The 19045-nt window shown below is 65.4% G+C and carries 17 protein-coding genes; 5 read left to right on the plus strand and 12 right to left on the minus strand.

The window, feature by feature from the left end:
- Window positions 1-27: 27 nt before the first annotated feature.
- The 7 genes from cmk to mtnA form a co-directional block, all read right to left on the minus strand.
- Window positions 28-696, minus strand: coding sequence for a (d)CMP kinase (cmk, locus tag IB232_RS05095; RefSeq protein ID WP_192397464.1), 669 nt, complete (start codon window positions 694-696; stop codon window positions 28-30).
- Window positions 693-2924: a bifunctional prephenate dehydrogenase/3-phosphoshikimate 1-carboxyvinyltransferase gene (locus IB232_RS05100; protein ID WP_225592153.1), complete on the minus strand. Its 2232-nt coding sequence runs from the start codon at window positions 2922-2924 to the stop codon at window positions 693-695. The genes cmk and IB232_RS05100 overlap by 4 nt, the downstream gene beginning before the upstream one ends.
- A gap of 4 nt (window positions 2925-2928) precedes the next feature.
- Window positions 2929-4038: a histidinol-phosphate transaminase gene (gene hisC, locus IB232_RS05105; RefSeq protein ID WP_192397466.1), complete on the minus strand. Its 1110-nt coding sequence runs from the start codon at window positions 4036-4038 to the stop codon at window positions 2929-2931.
- Between the two features lie 26 nt (window positions 4039-4064).
- Window positions 4065-5162, minus strand: a complete 1098-nt coding sequence (gene pheA, locus IB232_RS05110) for a prephenate dehydratase (protein ID WP_192397467.1) — start codon at window positions 5160-5162, stop codon at window positions 4065-4067.
- Window positions 5162-6247, minus strand: coding sequence for a 3-phosphoserine/phosphohydroxythreonine transaminase (serC, locus tag IB232_RS05115; protein ID WP_192397468.1), 1086 nt, complete (start codon window positions 6245-6247; stop codon window positions 5162-5164). Before serC ends, pheA begins: the two co-directional genes overlap by 1 nt.
- A gap of 7 nt (window positions 6248-6254) precedes the next feature.
- A complete protein-coding gene (gene gyrA / locus IB232_RS05120; RefSeq protein WP_192397469.1) occupies window positions 6255-9029 on the minus strand; it encodes a DNA gyrase subunit A in 2775 nt (924 codons plus the stop codon).
- A gap of 225 nt (window positions 9030-9254) precedes the next feature.
- On the minus strand, window positions 9255-10331 hold the full coding sequence (mtnA, locus tag IB232_RS05125) for an S-methyl-5-thioribose-1-phosphate isomerase (RefSeq protein ID WP_192397470.1): 1077 nt from the start codon (window positions 10329-10331) through the stop codon (window positions 9255-9257).
- 103 nt (window positions 10332-10434) lie between these two features.
- On the opposite strand from mtnA, the gene IB232_RS05130 reads away from it, so the two are divergent.
- From IB232_RS05130 to IB232_RS05150, 5 genes are all read left to right on the plus strand, one after another.
- Window positions 10435-11763: a TRZ/ATZ family hydrolase gene (locus IB232_RS05130; RefSeq protein ID WP_192397471.1), complete on the plus strand. Its 1329-nt coding sequence runs from the start codon at window positions 10435-10437 to the stop codon at window positions 11761-11763.
- A 30-nt stretch (window positions 11764-11793) separates the two neighbouring features.
- Window positions 11794-12492: a bifunctional 2-polyprenyl-6-hydroxyphenol methylase/3-demethylubiquinol 3-O-methyltransferase UbiG gene (ubiG, locus tag IB232_RS05135; RefSeq protein WP_192397472.1), complete on the plus strand. Its 699-nt coding sequence runs from the start codon at window positions 11794-11796 to the stop codon at window positions 12490-12492.
- A 5-nt stretch (window positions 12493-12497) separates the two neighbouring features.
- Window positions 12498-13169 (plus strand): N-acetylmuramic acid 6-phosphate phosphatase MupP, encoded by a 672-nt coding sequence (gene mupP / locus IB232_RS05140; RefSeq protein WP_192397473.1) that lies wholly within the window; start codon window positions 12498-12500, stop codon window positions 13167-13169.
- Window positions 13170-13199: 30 nt separating this feature from the next.
- Entirely contained in the window at window positions 13200-13940 is a 741-nt protein-coding gene (locus tag IB232_RS05145; RefSeq protein ID WP_192397474.1) for a YciK family oxidoreductase, read from the plus strand.
- 202 nt (window positions 13941-14142) lie between these two features.
- Window positions 14143-15069: a GGDEF domain-containing protein gene (locus tag IB232_RS05150; RefSeq protein WP_192397475.1), complete on the plus strand. Its 927-nt coding sequence runs from the start codon at window positions 14143-14145 to the stop codon at window positions 15067-15069.
- A 206-nt stretch (window positions 15070-15275) separates the two neighbouring features.
- On the opposite strand, the gene rluB is transcribed toward IB232_RS05150, so the two are convergent.
- The 5 genes from rluB to IB232_RS05175 form a co-directional block, all read right to left on the minus strand.
- A complete protein-coding gene (gene rluB, locus IB232_RS05155; RefSeq protein ID WP_192397476.1) occupies window positions 15276-16445 on the minus strand; it encodes a 23S rRNA pseudouridine(2605) synthase RluB in 1170 nt (389 codons plus the stop codon).
- An 88-nt stretch (window positions 16446-16533) separates the two neighbouring features.
- A complete protein-coding gene (locus IB232_RS05160; protein ID WP_192397477.1) occupies window positions 16534-16719 on the minus strand; it encodes a DUF1289 domain-containing protein in 186 nt (61 codons plus the stop codon).
- Between the two features lie 92 nt (window positions 16720-16811).
- Window positions 16812-17603, minus strand: a complete 792-nt coding sequence (scpB, locus tag IB232_RS05165) for an SMC-Scp complex subunit ScpB (RefSeq protein ID WP_192397478.1) — start codon at window positions 17601-17603, stop codon at window positions 16812-16814.
- A complete protein-coding gene (locus tag IB232_RS05170; RefSeq protein ID WP_167629469.1) occupies window positions 17604-18302 on the minus strand; it encodes a segregation and condensation protein A in 699 nt (232 codons plus the stop codon).
- 110 nt (window positions 18303-18412) lie between these two features.
- Window positions 18413-19045 (minus strand): L-threonylcarbamoyladenylate synthase, encoded by a 633-nt coding sequence (locus IB232_RS05175; RefSeq protein WP_192397479.1) that lies wholly within the window; start codon window positions 19043-19045, stop codon window positions 18413-18415.

A 19045-nucleotide genomic window follows, 5' to 3' on the forward strand; every position in this document is an offset into this window, starting at 1 on the left:
AGCCTTTCGACTTAAGACAGCCGCGGCTCAGTTACCCGCGAGATCGCGACTGGCGACCTCGCTGAGAATTCTTTCCATCACCTGCTCGATGCTCAGCTCGGTGGAGTCCAGTTGAATGGCATCGACTGCCGGCTTCAACGGAGCCACCGCACGCTGCATGTCGCGCTCGTCGCGCGCACGAATCTCGTCTAGCAGACTCGGCAGGCTAACACCTTCGACCTTGCCTTTCAACTGCAGGTAGCGACGACGGGCGCGCTCCTCCGCACTGGCAGTCAGGTAGATCTTCAGCGGCGCCTCGGGGAACACCACGGTGCCCATGTCACGACCGTCAGCGACCAGGCCCGGCGCCTCGCGGAAAGCACGCTGGCGTTGCAGCAGCGCTTCGCGCACCGCAGGCAGGGAAGCGACCATGGAGGCACCGGCACCGACCTGCTCGTTGCGGATGTCGTCGGTGACCTCGTCACCTTCGAGGATGATGCGCTTGCCGATGAACTGCACATCCAGGTGCGCCGCCAGAGTCTTCAGCGCTTCCTCGTTGGTCAGATCGATGCCGTGATTGCCGGCGGCGAAGGCCAGCAGGCGATAGAGGGCGCCGGAATCCAGCAGGTTCCAGCCGAGCTTGGTGGCCAGCAGGCCGGCCACGGTGCCCTTGCCCGAGCCGCTTGGCCCGTCGATGGTGATGACTACGGCGTTCATGCCTTGCCCTCCTCCGCTATCCGGATACCGACCTGCGCCGCCAGCCCGAGAAAATTGGGGAAGGAGGTGGCGACGTTGGCGCAGTCGTGAATACGGATGGCGCCGCCGGCGCGCAGCGAGGCCACGCTGAAGGACATGGCGATGCGGTGATCGCCATGGCTCCACACCTCACCACCACCGAAGGCACCGCCCTCGATGATGATGCCGTCCGGAGTCGGCTCGACTTTCACGCCCAAGGCGATCAGGCCGTCGGCCATGACCTGGATGCGATCGGATTCCTTGACCCGCAGCTCCTCGGCACCGCGTAGCACGGTGCGTCCTTCGGCGCAGGCGGCGGCGACGAACAGCACCGGGAATTCATCGATGGCCAGCGGCACCAGGTCCTCCGGGATGTCGATGCCCTTGAGCTTGGCGGCACGCACGCGGATATCAGCGACCGGCTCACCGCCGACTTCGCGTTGGTTTTCCAGGGTCAGATCGGCGCCCATCAGCTTGAGGATGTCGATCACGCCGGTGCGGGTCGGATTGATGCCGACGTGCTCCAGCACCAGCTCCGAACCCTCGGCAATGCTGGCGGCGACCAGGAAGAAGGCGGCCGAGGAGATATCGGCGGGCACTTCGATATGAGTGGCACTGAGCTTGTGGCCGGACTCGACGGTGGCGACATTGCCGTCCACGCTCACCGGATAACCGAAGCCACGCAGCATGCGCTCGGTGTGGTCGCGGGTCGGCGCCGGCTCGGTCACAGAGGTCTCGCCGGCGGCGTACAGGCCGGCCAGCAACAGGCAGGATTTGACCTGGGCACTGGCCATCGGCATCTCGTAGCTCATGCCGGTCAAACGCTGGCCACCTTTGATGTGCATCGGCGGACGACCTTCCGGACCGGTCTCGATCACTGCACCCATCTCGCGCAGCGGCTTGGCCACGCGATTCATCGGGCGCTTGGACAGCGAGGCGTCGCCGGTCAGCACGGTATCGAACGGCTGCGCCGCCAGCAGACCGGAGAGCAGGCGCATGGAGGTGCCGGAGTTACCCAGGTACAGCGGGCCGGGCGGCGGCTTCAGGCCATTCAGACCCACGCCATGAATGGTCACCTTGCCGTGATGCGGCCCCTCGATCACCACGCCCATGTCACGGAACGCCTGCAGAGTGGCCAGAGCGTCTTCGCCCTCGAGGAAGCCTTCCACCTGAGTGGTGCCCTCGGCCAGCGAGCCGAGCATGATCGAGCGGTGCGAGATGGACTTGTCGCCCGGCACGCGGATGCGGCCGGAGAGAGAACCACCAGGATTGGCGAGGTAGATCAGATCATTCGAGTGCATGGCGTCCACATAGGCCCTACGGGCCAGGATTTTGCTGAAATGCTCGCGGGCATGCCGGGCGCGGGTGAACACGCCCAGCAACTGATGCCCGTCCCCAGCGTCGACCGCACCGCGCAGGGCGTCGAGGTCGTCGCGAAATGCGTCTAGCGTGCGCAACACCGCCTCGCGGTTGGCGAGGAAGATGTCATGCCACATCACCGGATCGCTGCCGGCAATCCGCGTGAAGTCGCGGAAACCTCCGGCGGCGTAACGGAAGATCTCCAGGTTCTCGCTGCGTTTGGCCAGCGAGTCGACCAGGGTAAAGGCCAGCAGGTGCGGCAGATGGCTGGTGGCGGCCAGCACCTGGTCGTGATGCTCCACCTCCATGTGCTCCACATCGGCACCCAGGGCGCGCCACAGGCCATCGACCAGCGCCAGCGCCTCGGCATCGGTGCAGGCCTGCGGCGTGAGGATCACCTTGTGGCGACGGAACAGCTCGACATTGGAGGCTTCCACCCCACTCTGCTCGGAGCCGGCGATGGGATGCCCCGGAACGAAACGCGCGACATCGCCACCGAAGGCCGAACGCGCGGCGCGCACCACATTGCCCTTGGCGCTACCCACATCGGTGAGCACAGCATTGCCCAGATCGAGGCGCGCCAACTGGGCCAGGACTTTTTCCATGGCTAGGATAGGCACCGCCAGCTGGATCACCGCGGCGCCCTGACAGGCGGCGGCCAGCTCGGTCTCGCAGCGGTCGACCACGCCTAGCTCCACCGCCAGGCGACGCGACTCTGCGTCGAGATCCACACCCACCACTTCGCTGAACAGTCCTTTCTCGCGAATCCCCTTAGCGAAGGAGCCGCCGATCAGGCCGAGCCCCACCACCACCAGGCGGCCGAGTCTGCGCGAAGCTTGTTGCAACGGCATTGCATCAGCCACGGAGGATCTGCTCCAGCGCCTCGAGGAAGCGGGCGTTCTCCTGCTCGGTGCCGATGGACACGCGCAGGAAGGTCGGCATGCCGTAACCAGCCACCGGACGCACGATGACACCAGCCTGCAGCAGCGCCTGATTGATCGGCGCAGCGTCGCGCGCGAAGTCGACCGCGATGAAGTTGCCCTTGGAGGCAATCCAGCTCAGCCCAAGACGGCGGAAGCCGTCTTCCAGCTGCGCCATGCCGGCATCGTTTGTGCGGCGGCTGGCCGCCAGGTAGTCGGCATCGTCCAGCGCCGCACAGGCGGCTGCCAGGGCCAGGCTGTTGACGTTGAACGGCGCACGTACGCGATTGAGCGCATCGGCCACCTGCGGCGAACTCAGCGCATAGCCAACACGCAGCGAAGCCAGACCATAGGCCTTGGAGAAGGTGCGCGAGACCAGCAGGTTCGGGTAGCGCGCCAGGTAGTCGAGGCCATCCGGCAGCTCGTCGCCCTCGGTATACTCGATATAGGCCTCGTCCAGCACCACCAGCACGCTTTCCGGCACGCGGGCGAGGAAGGACTCCAGCGCAGCCGGGCCGAACCAGGTGCCGGTCGGGTTGTTCGGGTTGGCGATGAAGACCACGCGGGTATTGGCGTCGATGGCCGCCAGCATGGCTTCCAGGTCGTGACCATGCTCCTTGGCCGGTACCGCCTTGCCCTGGGCGCCGACCGCCTGAGTGGCGATCGGGTACACGGCGAAGGCGTACTGGCTGAACACGGCGTTCAGCCCAGGCGCGAGCCAAGCGCGCGCGACCAGGTCGAGAATATCGTTGGAACCGTTGCCTAGGGTCACCTGAGCTACAGTCACGCCGCAGCGGGCAGCCAGTTTGGTTTTCAGCTCGAAACCGTTGCCGTCCGGGTAGCGGGTCAGCTCGGCCAGCTCGGCGCGGATCGCTTCCAGCGCCTTGGGCGATGGGCCCAACGGGTTCTCGTTGCTGGCCAGCTTGACGATACCAGCCGGGTCGAGATTCAGCTCACGGGCCAGCTCATCGACCGGTTTGCCCGGCACATAGGGCGAAAGTTTCTGCACGCCCGGCACGGCCTGGGCGAGGAAATCGCAACTCATGAGCTCTCCTCAGACACTCACGCGGCTCAGAGAACCGCTTTCGGGTAGGAACCCAGCACTTTCAGGGCGACGGCTTCGCCGTTGATCTTTTCCAGCACGTCCTTGATCAGCGGGTCCTGGTGGTGGCCGACGAAGTCGATGAAGAACACGTAGGTCCACTTGCCGCTGCGCGACGGGCGGGTCTCGATGCGGGTCAGGTCGATGCCGTTGGTGTGGAACGGCACCAGCAGCTCGTGCAGCGCGCCCGGCTTGTTACGCATGGAGACGATGACCGAAGTCTTGTCGTCGCTGGTCGGCGGCACTTCCTGGCTGCCGATGATGAGGAAGCGCGTGGAGTTGTCCGGACGATCCTCGATCTTCTCCTGCAGCTTGGTCAGACCATAGAGGTTGGCCGCCATATCGCCGGCAATCGCCGCCGAGTTCCACTCGCTCTTCACCCGCTTGGCCGCGTCGGCGTTGCTGGGCACCGCCACGCGTTCGACGTTCGGGTAGTGCGCGTCCAGCCACTTGCGGCACTGGGCCAGGGACTGGGCGTGGGAATAGATGCGGGTGATCTTGTCGGTCTTGGTGGTGTCGCCGACCAGCAGGTGATGGTGGATGCGCAACTCCACCTCGCCGCAGATGACCATGTCGTGCTCGAGGAAGCTATCCAAGGTGTGGTTGACTGCACCCTCGGTGGAGTTCTCCACCGGCACTACACCGAAGTTGACCGCACCGGCCGCCACTTCGCGGAACACCTCGTCGATCGCCGCCATCGGCTGGCTGATCACCGCATGACCGAAATGCTTGAGCGCCGCGGCCTGGGAGAAGGTGCCTTCCGGGCCCAGGTAGGCGATCTTCAGCGGCTGCTCAAGAGCGAGGCAGGAGGACATGATTTCGCGGAACAGCCGCGCCATTTCCTCGTTATCCAGCGGGCCCTTGTTCAGCTCCATGATGTGCTTGAGCACCCAGGCTTCGCGCTCGGGGCGATAGAAGACCGGCTTCTCGCCCGCCGGCAGGGAGGCCATCTTCACCCGCGCCACGTCCTGGGCGCAGCGCGCGCGCTCGCTGATCAGATCGAGAATCTTCTCGTCGAGGCTGTCGATGCGTACCCGCAGTGCCTTGAGCTGATCGGCGTCACTCATCAGGCGTGCTCCTTCTCGAACTCCGCCATATAGGCAACCAGGGCCTCGACCGCATCCAGACCGGTGGCGTTATAGATGGAGGCACGCATGCCGCCCACCGAACGGTGACCCTTGAGGTTGAGCAGACCGCGCGTGTCTGCGCCAGCCAGGAAGGCCTTGTCCAGCTTCTCGTCGGCCAGGCGGAACGGCACGTTCATCCAGGAGCGGGCGCTCGGCTGGATCGGGTTGCTGTAGAAGTCGCTGGCGTCGATGGCCTTGTACAGCAGGTCCTTCTTGGCCTTGTTGCGCTGCTCCATCGCGGCGACACCGCCCTGCTCCTTCAGCCACTCGAAGACCAGGCCGGAGAGGTACCAGGAATAGGTCGCTGGCGTGTTGTACATGGAGCCGTTATCGGCGGCGATCTTGTAGTTGAGCATGGTCGGGCAGACGCTGCGGGCGCGACCCAGCAGGTCTTCGCGGATGATGGCGACGACCAGGCCGCTCGGGCCGATGTTCTTCTGCGCGCCGGCGTAGATCAGACCGAACTTGGACACGTCGACTTCGCGGGAGAGGATGTCCGAGGACATGTCCACCACCAGCGGGGTGTCGCCCACCTCGGGAATCCAGTCGAACTGCAGGCCGCCGATGGTCTCGTTGCTGGCGTAGTGCACGTAGGCGGCGTCTTGCGACAGCTGCCACTCGTTCTGCCCGGGGATGGCGAAGTAGTCGTAGCCCTTGGCGCTGGCGGCGACATTGACGTTGCCGTAGCGACGCGCTTCCTCGATGGCCTTCTTCGACCAGATGCCGGTTTCGATGTAGTCGGCGGTACCGTCTTCCGGCAGCAGATTCAGCGGAATCTCGGCGAACTGCTGGCTGGCGCCGCCCTGCAGGAACAGCACCTTGTAGTCGGTCGGGATGCTCAGCAGGTCGCGCAGATCCTGCTCGGCCTTCTCGGCGATAGCCACGTACTCGTCGCTGCGGTGACTCATCTCCATCACGGAGAGGCCGCGGCCCTGCCAGTCGAGCATCTCCGCCTGGGCGCGTTGCAGTACGGCGGTAGGCAGCGCGGCCGGGCCGGCGCAGAAGTTATGGGCGCGTTTGCTCACGTCAATCTCACTCTTCGTCGCTTGGGGCGTCTACCGGGGTCTCACCCTCGTCCGCCACTTCCACTGGTTCGGTCTCGGCGCCTTCGGCAAGCACTTCGCCTTCGATGTCGTCGTCATCCGAGCCGGACGGTTCCTGGACCCGCTCAAGGCCAACCAGGGTCTCGTCGTCGGCCAGCTTGATCAGGATCACGCCTTGGGTGTTACGGCCGGCGCCGCGGACTTCATCGACACGGGTACGCACCAGGGTGCCCTGGTCGGAAATCAGCATGATTTCCTCGCCATCCAGCACCTGCACGGCGCCGACCAGCTTGCCATTACGCTCGTTGATCACCATGGCGATCACGCCCTGGCCACCACGACCGCGACGTGGGTAATCGGCCAGCGGGGTGCGCTTGCCGTAGCCACGCGCGGAGGCGGAGAGGATCTGCGCGCCGGCTTCCGGGATCAGCATGGAGATGATGCGCTGATCAGCTGCCAGGCGCATACCGCGCACGCCTCGAGCGATACGGCTCATGGTGCGCACCTTGCTTTCCTTGAAGCGGATCACCTTGCCGGCGTCGGAGAACATCATCACGTCCTTCGAACCGTCGGTGATGGCGGCGGCGATCAGCGAGTCGCCCTCTTCCAGCTTCAGGGCGATCAGGCCGTTGGAGCGCGGCTTGGTGAACTGGATCAGCGGAGTCTTCTTCACCGTGCCGTAGGCGGTCGCCATAAAGATGTAGGCGCCGGTCGGCTCGTCCTGGCTGAAGTCGGATTCGTCACCTTCTTCGGCTTCCTCCACCTCGACCACTTCGCCGACCTGCTCGGCAACCACGTCGTCATCATCGCTCTCTTCGTCGGCGAAGCGCGCACGCACGGCCTCGAGGTCGATCTGCAGCATGGCGGTGATGCGCTCACCCTCGTCCAGCGGCAGCAGGTTGACCAGCGGGCGACCACGCGCGGTACGCGAGGCTTCCGGGATCTCGAAGGTACGCAGCCAGTAGACCTTGCCCTTGCTGGAGAACAGCAGCAGGGTGGCGTGGCTGTTGGCGACCAGCAGGTGTTCGATGTAGTCCTCGTCCTTCACCCCGGTGGCCGACTTGCCTTTGCCGCCACGACGCTGGGCTTGGTAGGCGGCCAGCGGCTGGGACTTGGCGTAGCCGCCGTGGGAGATGGTGACGACGCGCTCTTCCTCGGTGATCAGGTCGGCGATGGTCAGGTCCATCTGCGAGGCCATGATCTCGGTGCGACGCACGTCGCCGAACTCGGCCTTGACCTTCTCCAGCTCCTCGCGGATGACCTCCATCAGGCGCTCGGGGCTGGTCAGGATGCGGATCAGCTCGCCGATCTGGGTGAGGATCTCCTGGTATTCGGCCAGCAGCTTCTCGTGTTCCAGACCGGTCAGACGGTGCAGGCGCAGCTCGAGGATGGCCTGGGCCTGCTCGGGCGACAGGTAGTACTTGCCGTCACGCAGGCCGTACTGCGGGTCCAGGTCTTCCGGACGGCAGGAGTCGGCACCGGCGCGCTCGACCATCGCTTCCACGGCGCTGGAGGCCCAGGCGGTGGCGATCAGGCGCTCCTTGGCGTCGGCCGGAGTCGGCGAGGTCTTGATCAGCTCAATGACCGGGTCGATGTTCGACAGGGCGACGGCCTGGCCTTCGAGGATGTGGCCACGCTCGCGGGCCTTGCGCAGTTCGTAGACGGTCCGGCGGGTCACCACTTCGCGGCGGTGGCGGACGAATACTTCGAGCATGTCCTTGAGGTTCAGCGTGCGCGGCTGGCCATCGACCAGGGCCACGACGTTGATGCCGAACACACTCTGCATCTGGGTCTGGGCGTAGAGGTTGTTCAGCACCACCTCGCCGACTTCGCCACGACGCAGCTCGATGACCACGCGCATGCCGTCCTTGTCGGATTCGTCGCGCAGCTCGGTGATACCCTCGATCTTCTTCTCTTTGACCAGCTCGGCGATCTTCTCGATCAGACGCGCCTTGTTCAGCTGGTACGGCAGTTCGGTGACGATGATCTGCTGGCGATTGCCGCCCTTCTCCATATCCTCGATCGTCGCACGGGCACGCATGTAGATGCGGCCACGGCCGGTGCGATAGGCCTCGATGATGCCCGCGCGACCGTTGATGATGCCGGCGGTGGGGAAGTCCGGGCCGGGTATGAACTGCATCAGCTCGTCGACGGTCAGCTCGGGGTTGTCGATCAGCGCCAGGCAGCCGTCGATCACCTCGGTCAGGTTGTGCGGCGGAATGTTGGTCGCCATGCCCACGGCGATACCGCTTGATCCGTTGACCAGCAGGTTGGGGATCTTGGTCGGCATGACAGCCGGGATCTGCTCGGTGCCGTCGTAGTTGGGTACCCAGTCGACGGTTTCCTTGTCCAGGTCGGCCAGCAGCTCGTGGGCCAGCTTGGCCATGCGCACTTCGGTGTATCGCATGGCTGCGGCGTTGTCGCCGTCCACCGAACCGAAGTTGCCCTGGCCGTCGACCAGCATGTAGCGCAGGGAGAAAGGCTGGGCCATACGCACGATGGTGTCGTAGACAGCCGTGTCGCCATGCGGATGGTACTTACCGATCACATCACCGACCACACGGGCGGACTTCTTGTAGGCCTTGTTCCAGTCGTTGCCCAACTCGCTCATCGCGTAGAGCACGCGACGGTGCACAGGCTTCAAGCCGTCGCGCGCATCCGGCAGCGCACGCCCGACGATCACGCTCATGGCGTAGTCGAGGTAGGACTGTTTCAGCTCGTCTTCGATATTGACCGGGAGGATTTCTTTGGCCAGTTCGCCCATGAGAAGCCTGGTTCCTTATTCTGGTGAAACCCCGTCACACCCTTCCTGGGCAAGACCGGAGTCCGCCGTAGTCGCCCCTGCTGGGCGGCGACTCACGACAAATCAACGAGTTAGGTCGGTTATTGGCGCTATTGGAATGGCCCGCACAGGGCCACCCGAGAACTGCCGGAGCTTACCACAGTCACCCGGGCAGACCTACCCCGACGGACACCCAGGCCGCCGGCCTCAATGCAGGCGCTTGCGACACATGAGCTGCGCCATTTTCGCCGCATCCGGCCGCTCGACCACGCCCTTTTCGGTAACGATCGCGTCGATCAGGTCGGCCGGGGTCACGTCGAACACCGGATTGACCGCATGCACATCGGCGGCGATGCGCTGGCCGCCGACATCCAGCAGCTCGCGGCCGTCGCGCTCCTCGATCGGGATGTCTTCGCCGTCTTCCAGGTTCATGTCGATGGTCGAACTGGGTGCCACCACCATGAAGCGCACGCCGTGGTGCATGGCGTTGACCGCCAGCTGGTAGGTGCCGATCTTGTTGGCCACGTCGCCATTGGCGGTGATGCGGTCGGCCCCGACTATGACCCAGGTGATGCCCTCGGTCTTCATCAGGTGCGCGGCGGCGGAATCGGCATTCAAGCTGACCGGCACGCCTTCGCCCGCCAGCTCCCAGGCGGTCAGGCGCGAGCCCTGCAGCCAGGGCCGGGTCTCGTCGGCGAACACTCGCTCCACCAGCCCGCCCAGGTGCGCAGCGCGGATAACGCCTAGGGCGGTGCCGAAGCCGCCGGTGGCCAGGGCGCCGGTATTGCAGTGGGTCAACAGCTTCTGCGGACTGTCCTGGTGCTTGCGGATCAGCTCCATGCCCAGCTGGGCCATGGTCAGATTGGCCTCGCGGTCGCTGTCGAAGATGCCCACCGCCTCTGCCTCCAGCGCCGCCAGGGCGTTTTCGCCGTCCTTCAGGCGCTGCAGACGCTCGCGCATGCGATCCAGGGCCCAGAACAGGTTGACCGCGGTCGGCCGCGACTCGGCCAGCACCTTGAAGTCATCCTCCAACGCCGCCTGCCAGTCGCCACCAGTAGCCAGACGCGCCCGCGCGCCCAGCACCAGGCCGAAGGCGGCAGCGATACCGATGGCCGGCGCGCCGCGCACCACCATGCTGCGGATGGCCTCGGCCACGCCGGTGGCCGAATCGTAGGCCAGCCAGGCTTCCTCGCGCGGCAGTACGCGCTGATCCAGCAGATACAATGTGCCTTCGCGCCACTCGATGGCTTTTACCTTCTCTGCCGCCAACAGTTCGTCGCGCATGACATCCCCACAAGGTGAAACGAAAAGCCGCGGATTATAGCGAGCCGCCTGTTACATGGCTCAGTTATACTGCCGCCACCTCGTTATTGCCCGGATAAATGCCATGCCCGAACCGCGCCAGCCGCTCGATCTGCTGCTCCTGCCCACCTGGCTGGTGCCGGTCGAACCCGCTGGCGTGGTACTGCGCGATCACGGCCTAGGCATCCGCGACGGGCGCATCGCCCTGATCGCGCCGCGCGCCGAGGCCCTGCGCCATCCGGCCACGGAAGTGCGCGAGCTGCCGGACTGTGTGCTCACCCCGGGCCTGGTCAACGCCCACGGCCACGCGGCCATGACGCTGTTCCGCGGCCTGGCCGACGATCTGCCGCTGATGAGCTGGCTGCAGGACCATATCTGGCCGGCCGAGGCCAAGTGGGTCGACGAGGAGTTCGTGCGCGACGGCACCGAACTGGCCATTGCCGAGCAGCTCAAGGGCGGCATCAGCTGCTTCTCCGACATGTACTTCTTCCCGGAAGTGGCCTGCGAGCTGGTGCACAAGAGCGGCATCCGCGCCCAGGTGACCATCCCGGTGCTGGACTTCCCCACCCCCGGCGCCCGTGACGCCGAGGAAGCCCTGCGCAAGGGCCTGCGCCTGTTCGACGACCTCAAGCAGCACCCTCGCATCAAGGTCGCCTTCGGCCCCCATGCACCCTACTCCGTCAGCGACGACAAGCTGAAGAACGTGCTGATGCTGGCCGAGGAGCTGGACGCCGGCATCCACATGCACGTCCACGAGACCGCCTTCGAAGTGCAGCAAAGCCTGGAGCTGCACGGCGTGCGTCCGCTGCAGCGCCTGGCCAGCCTGGGCCTGCTCGGACCGCGCTTCCAGGCCGTGCACATGACCCAGATCAGCGACGAAGACATCGCCCTGCTGGTAGAAAGCAACAGCAGCGTGATCCATTGCCCCGAGTCCAACCTCAAGCTGGCCAGCGGCTTCTGCCCGGTGGAGAAGCTCTGGCAGGCCGGGGTCAACGTCGCCATCGGCACCGACGGCGCCGCCAGCAACAATGACTTGGACCTGCTCGGCGAGACTCGTACCGCCGCCCTGCTGGCCAAGGCCGTGGCCGGCAGCGCCACCGCCCTCAGCGCCCACAGCGCCCTGCGCATGGCCACCCTGAACGGCGCCCGCGCCCTGGGCCTGGACGACTGCACCGGCTCGCTGGAGCTGGGCAAGCTGGCTGACCTGGCCGCCTTCGACCTTTCCGGTCTGGCCCAGCAGCCGGTCTACGACCCGGTGTCGCAACTGATCTACGCCGGTAGCCGCAGCTGCGTGAAGCACCTGTGGGTCGGCGGCAAGCAACTGCTCGATGACGGCCGCCTGACGCGCCTGGACGAGCAGCGCATCGTCGCCAACGCCCGCACCTGGGGCGAGCGCATTGCCGGCAAACACTGAATTCGTTTTCGAAACTTTTAAGAGCACGCCATGAGCAACGTCGATCACGCCGAAATCGCCAAATTCGAGGCCCTCGCCCACCGCTGGTGGGACCGCGAGAGCGAGTTCAAGCCACTGCACGACATCAACCCGCTGCGCGTCAACTGGATCGACGAGCGCGTCGGCCTGGCCGGCAAGAAGGTGCTGGACGTTGGTTGCGGCGGCGGCATCCTCAGCGAGTCCATGGCCCAGCGCGGCGCCAACGTCACCGGTATCGACATGGGCGAGGCTCCACTGGCCGTAGCCCAGCTGCACCAGCTGGAATCCGGAGTGAACGTTGAGTACCGGCAGATCACCGCCGAGGCGCTGGCCGAGGAGATGCCCGGCCAGTTCGACGTGGTCACCTGCCTGGAGATGCTCGAGCACGTGCCCGACCCGTCATCGGTGATCCGCGCCTGCTACAGGATGGTCAAGCCCGGCGGCCAGGTGTTCTTCTCCACCATCAACCGCAATCCCAAGGCCTACCTGTTCGCCATCGTCGGCGCCGAATACGTGATGCGCCTGCTGCCGCGCGGCACCCACGACTTCAAGAAGTTCATCCGCCCCTCCGAACTGGGTGCCTGGAGCCGCGCCGCCGGCCTGCAGGTCAAGGACATCATTGGGCTGACCTACAACCCGCTGACCAAGCACTACAAGCTGGAAGCGGACGTCGACGTCAACTACATGATCCAGACCCTGCGCGAGGAGTAAGGCGCATGGCCCTGCGAGCGGTTCTCTTCGACATGGACGGCACCCTGCTGGACACCGCGCCGGACTTCGTCGCCGTGTGCCAGGCCATGCGCGCCGCGCGCGGCTTGGCCCCGGTGGACGAGCAGCTGATCCGCGACGTGGTTTCCGGCGGCGCCCGCGCCATGGTCTCCGCCACCTTTGATATAGAGATCGGTGCGGAGGGCTTCGAAGCCCTGCGCCTGGAGTTCCTCGAACGCTACCAGCAGCATTGCGCAATACTCAGCAAGCCGTTCGACGGCATGCTCGAACTGCTCGGCGACATCGAGGCCTCGCGCCTGATCTGGGGCGTGGCCACCAACAAGCCGGTGACCTTCGCCGAGCCGATCATGCAGCAGCTTGGCCTGAATGGGCGCTCGGCCGTGCTGGTCTGCCCGGACCACGTGCCGCGCAGCAAGCCGGCGCCGGACATGCTCCTGCTGGCCTGCGAGAAGATCGGCGTGGCTCCCGCCGACGTGCTGTTCGTCGGTGACGACGCCCGCGACATCGAGGCCGGCCGCGCCGCCGGCTGCAAGACCGCTGCCGTCACCTACGGCTACATCCATCCCGAAGACAATCCGCGCCACTGGGGCGCCGATGTGGTGGTGGACCATCCCCTGGAGCTGCGCGCCGTGCTCGACCGCGCCCTGTGCAGTTGCTGACCCTATTCACGCAATAACGAGATTTCCCCCATGTTTGACTACAGCGCCCGCCCCGACCTGCTCAAGGGTCGCGTGATCCTGGTCACCGGTGCCGGCCGCGGCATCGGCGCCGCCGCCGCCAAGACCTACGCCGCCCACGGCGCCACCGTGCTACTGCTGGGCAAGACCGAGGGCAACCTGAACCAGCTGTATGACGAGATCGAGGCCGCCGGTCATCCGCAGCCGGTGGTGATTCCGTTCAACCTGGAAACTGCCCTGCCGCACCAGTACGACGAGCTGGCCGCCACCATCGAAGCCGAGTTCGGGCGCCTCGACGGCCTGCTGCACAATGCCGCCATCGTCGGGCCGCGCACGCCGCTGGAACAACTGTCCGGCGACAACTTCATGCGCGTCATGCAGGTCAACGTCAACGCCATGTTCATGCTGACCAGCACCCTGCTGCCGCTGCTCAAGCTGTCGGAAGACGCCTCGGTGGTGTTCACCTCCAGCAGCGTCGGCCGCAAGGGTCGCGCCTACTGGGGCGCCTATGGCGTGTCCAAGTTCGCCACCGAGGGCCTGATGCAGACCCTGGCCGACGAAGTCGAGGGTATCGCAAACGTCCGCTCCAACAGCATCAACCCCGGCGCCACCCGCACCGGCATGCGCGCCCAGGCCTACCCCGGCGAGAACCCGGCCAACAATCCGCTGCCGGAAGACATCATGCCGGTCTACCTGTACCTGATGGGTCCGGACAGCCAGGGCGTCAACGGCCAGGCATTCGACGCGCAATAAAAGCAGCTGGCTGCCGGTTTTCCGTCGCAACCGGCGACGAGGCATCAAATTGCCAGCACCGGCGTCAATAGAGCGGCAACGGATTGCCGCTCTATTTGCCAAAAATAGCTCAAGCCACTGAAATTAAAGCACTTTATAAAAGTGGCACAGAATTCGCTCTACCTCCGTCAATAAGGCGCTCAAGCGCCAGAGGTCGAGCACTATGGTTCCGCACAACCCCTCCAACACCATCGATTTCGATGCTGCCAAGCTGCAGCGCCTGGGCTATGCCAGTCGCAATCAGCCGCTGCTCAAGCCGGTCAGCCTGGCCCAGCTGCGTCAGCAACTGAACCTGCAGCTGCAGACCTCCCTGGAATTCGACCGCATCCTCGGTCTGTTCTTCCAGGAAGTGCAGCGCCTGGTGCCGCTGAGCGCGCTGAGCTATCAGCTGGCCGCCTGCGATCTGCGCTTGGAACTGGGTGAGCGCGCCAACCATTCGGCCAGCTACCGCCTCAGCCATCAGGGCGAATACCTGGGTGAGCTGACCTTCCGCCGCAGCCAGCGCTTCAGCGACGACGAACTGGGCCAGCTGGAGTCGCTACTGGCCAGCCTGCTGTTCCCGCTGCGCAATGCCCTGCTCTACCGCGCGGCCCTGCAGAGCGCGCTGCGCGACCCGCTGACCGACACCGGCAATCGCATTGCCATGAACCAGGCCATGCAGCGCGAAGTCGACCTCGCCCGCCGCAGCCTGCAGCCGCTGTCGGTGCTGATGCTGGATATCGACCACTTCAAGAGCATCAACGACCGCTTCGGCCATGCCACCGGCGACGAGGTTCTGAAAGCCGTGGCCGCGGCCCTGAAGGGCAGCCTGCGCAACATCGACATGGTGTTCCGCTACGGCGGCGAGGAGTTCTTGGTGCTGCTGTCCAACACCAGCCGCGAGGCAGCACAGATCATCGGCGAACGCCTGCGCCTGGCGGTTATGGGCCTGCAGTACCTGGAAGAAGGCCGCGCCCTGGAGCTGTCCATCAGCCTGGGCTGCGCCACCCTACTGCCGGGCGAGTCATCGGAGAGCCTGCAGCGCCGCGCCGACAGCGCCCTGTATGTATCCAAGCGCGAAGGCCGCAATCGCCTGTCCATGGCCGGCTGAGAAACGCCAGCCAACAAAAAGGGGCTCCTGGGAGCCCCTTTTTCATTTTCAGAACCTGTTTACGATCTCGCGAGCTAGAGATAAACGGTGGTGAAAATGGCCGAGGACGCGCAGTTTACGAATGGTAAATGAGCAGTCCGAGACGCCGCGTCCCGGGCTGTTTTCAACGCCGTTTAGCCGACGCGCAGCAGATCGTGGGCAGGTTCTCAGCGCTTGCGGCCGAAGCCTGGACGCTGACCGTCACCACTCGGCGGCCGCTTATTGCCGCTCGGCGCAGCCGGACGCGGCTTGCGGGCCGGACGCTCGGCAGCGTCGCCAGCCGGACGTGGAGTGCGCTTCTTGTTCACATCGGCGGGACGCTCGGCCACCGGCGTGCCACGACCGCCTTCACGACGCTCGCCACTCGGCTTGCGCGGCGCGCGCTGCGGACGCTCTTCGCCACGCGGGGCGCGGGCCGGACGCTGTTCGCTCGTCTCCGCGGCACCATCCTGAGCCGGACGCAGCACGCGCTTGGGCCGCTCATTGCGGCTCATCGGCCGAGCCGCCTTGCGCTGCAGGCGGTCGAGCTTGTCACGCATCTTCTCGTTCATCGCCGGCAGGGCCATGGGCTTGAGGCCGACTTCCTCGCTGAGGATGTCCAGCTCGCGCTGACCCATCTCGCGCCAGCGGCCCATCGGCAGGTCGGAGGTCATGAACACCGGACCGAAGCGCACGCGCTTCAGGCGGCTGACCACCACGCCCTGGGACTCCCATAGGCGACGTACTTCGCGGTTGCGACCTTCCATCACTACGCAATGGAACCAGCGGTTGAAGCCTTCGCCGCCGGGCGCTTCCTTGATGTCGGTAAACTTGGCCGGGCCGTCTTCCAGCATCACGCCGGCCTTGAGCTGCTCGAGCATTTCCTCGGTGACTTCGCCTCGCACGCGCACGGCGTACTCGCGGTCCATCTCGAAGGAGGGGTGCATCAGGCGGTTGGCCAGCTCACCGTCGGTGGTGAACAGCAGCAGGCCGGTGGTGTTGATATCCAGGCGGCCGATGTTGATCCAGCGGCCTTCTTTCGGCCGCGGCAGGCGATCGAACACGGTCGGACGACCTTCCGGGTCGTCGCGGGTGCAGATCTCGCCTTCCGGCTTGTTGTAGATCAGCACACGGCGCACGGTCTGCTGGATGTCTTCGCGCTTGAGCAGCTGGCCGTCGACGCTGATGGCGTCGCGCAGTTCGACGCGGGCGCCGAGGGTGGCAACGGCACCGTTGACCTTGACGCGACCGTCGGTGATCCACTGCTCGATATCACGGCGCGAGCCGAGGCCGGCGCGGGCCAGGACTTTCTGCAATTTCTCGCCGCTGGGACGGGGATCTAGTTCGGACTCACTCATCTGGGCACCTCCCGGTGTAACTGAGGATGAAAAAGGTCGCGCATCATACGCGGATCGCCGGTGCTGCGCACGGCTGACTATAGACCGCTCAGCGGGTCTTGCGCCGGCCGGTCGCCTGGAAGGCCAAGAGCCGCAGGTCGGCCTCGGCCAGCAGGGCGAAGCGCTCGTGCTTGTCGAGTTTCTTCCAGGCCTTGATCTCGCGCTTGCTGCGCCCGCAGCCGACGCAGATGTCGGCGTCGAACTCGCAGACCTTGATGCAGGGATTCTTGCTCATGGCGGCACCTGTAGGGGGAAGGCGCCGCCAGCATAGGGCGGAAGCGGATCAGGCCGGGATTGAAAGTCTCAATGCCCTCGATGGCCAGTTCCTCAGTGCAGAGAGTCGCCGGCGCCCAGGGTTTCGTTCTGATCCTCTTCGACAGCAACCTCTTCTTCGCTCCGGGCCAAGTCGTCGAAGTCGGTCTTCAGGCCCTGCTCCATCTCGTCCAGCTCGACCAGCAGGCTGCGGAAGCTGGTTTCCTCGCGCGGCTCGGTCGGCGCGTCTTCGCCCAGTTCGGCGTCGACCCGCGCCTGCAGGCCGGCCGGTACCGGCATGTCGTCGTCCAGGGCCAGCATCGGCTCCGGTTCCAGCTCGCGCAGGGCGGCCAGCGGGGGCAGTTCTTCCAGGCTCTTCAGGTTGAAGTAGTCGAGGAACACCTTGGTGGTGGCCAGCATGGCCGGCTTGCCGGGCACGTCGCGATAGCCGACCACGCGAATCCAGTCGCGCTCCTGCAGGGTCTTGATGATCTGGCTGTTGACCGCCACGCCGCGGATATCCTCGATCTCGCCGCGGGTGATCGGTTGGCGGTAGGCGATCAGCGCCAGGGTCTCGAGCATGGCACGCGAATAACGCTGCGGGCGCTCCTCCCACAGCCGACCGACCCAAGGGGCGAACTTCTCGCGCACCTGCAGGCGATAGCCGCTGGCGACCTCCTTCAGTTCGAAGGCGCGGTCCTCGCAGGACAGTCGCAGCACTTCAAGTGCCTCGCGAATCTGCGCCGGTTCCGGACGTTCACCTTCCTCGAACAGCTCGCCCAGGCGCTCCAGCGACAACGGCCGGCCCAGGGCCAGTAGCCAGGCTTCGAGCAGGGAGGCGAGTTCTTGCGGGTCGGACAGGTTCATCTATTCGGCTCGGGCACGGACATGGATAGGCGCGAAGGGCTCATTCTGCACCAGTTCCACCAGTTGTTCCTTGATCAGTTCGAGCACCGCCATGAAGGTGACGACCACCCCCAGGCGCCCCTCCTCCACCGTGAACAGAGTGACGAAAGGTACGAAGCCATTGCCCTTGAGGCGCTCCAGCACCTCGCTCATGCGCTCGCGGGTGGACAGCGCCTCGCGCGTTACCTGGTGACTTTCGAACATGTCGGCGCGGCGCAGCACCTCGGCCATGGACAGCAAAACTTCCTCCAGACTGACGTCCGGCAGCAGCTTGCGCGCCCGCGCCTCGGGGGCGTCCAGGCGTGGCACGCTGAGGTCGCGGCCAAGGCGCGGGATCTCGTCCAGGCCTTCGGCCGCAGCCTTGTAGCGCTCGTATTCCTGCAGGCGGCGGATCAGCTCGGCGCGCGGGTCGTCTTCCTCTTCCTCTGCCTCGGCGGAGCGCGGCAGCAACATGCGCGACTTGATCTCGGCCAGCATGGCAGCCATCACCAGATACTCGGCGGCCAGTTCCAGGCGCACCGACTTCATCAGCTCGACGTAGCCCATGTACTGCTTGGTGATCTCGGCCACCGGGATGTCGAGGATGTCGATGTTCTGCTTGCGGATCAGGTACAGCAGCAGGTCGAGCGGGCCCTCGAAGGCTTCGAGGAAGACCTCCAGGGCGTCCGGCGGGATGTACAGGTCGATCGGCAGCTCGGTGACGGCCTGACCGTAGACCAGAGCAAAGGGTAACTCCTGTTGTGCGCCGGCCTGGCTGTCGACCTGCTCGCTCACGCCTCTTCCCCCTGGAAGGGAGTCGGGTCGCCGCAGCCAACGCGGATCACCTCCGGCTCGCCCTCGGCCAGGTTGATCACGGTGGACGCCTCCAGACCGCCGTAGCCGCCATCGATGATCAGATCCACCTGGTGCTCGAGGAGCTGACGCATCTCGTAGGGGTCGCTCATCGGCAGGTCTTCACCGGGCATGATCAGGCTCACACTCATCAGCGGCTCGCCCAGCTGCTCGGCCAGGGCCAGGGCGATGGGATGGGCCGGTACGCGCAGGCCGATGGTACGGCGCTTGGGGTGCAACAGCATGCGCGGCACTTCGCGGGTGGCGCTGAGAATGAAGGTATAGGGCCCCGGCGTGTGCGCCTTGAGCAGGCGGAAGGCGCCGGTGTCGACCTTGGCGAACAGGCCGATCTGCGACAGGTCGCTGCACACCAGGGTGAAGTTGTGCTTGTCGTCCAGCTGGCGCAGGCGGCGGATGCGCTCGACCGCGCCCTTGTCGCCGATTAGGCAGCCGATGGCGTAGGAGGAGTCGGTCGGATAGACGATCACCCCACCGCTACGCAGGATTTCCACCGCCTGCTTGATCAGACGCGGCTGCGGATTCTCCGGGTGGACCTGGAAGAACTGACTCAT

The sequence above is a fragment of the Pseudomonas sp. PDM15 genome, from assembly GCF_014851565.1.
Classification (GTDB): Bacteria; Pseudomonadota; Gammaproteobacteria; order Pseudomonadales; family Pseudomonadaceae; genus Aquipseudomonas.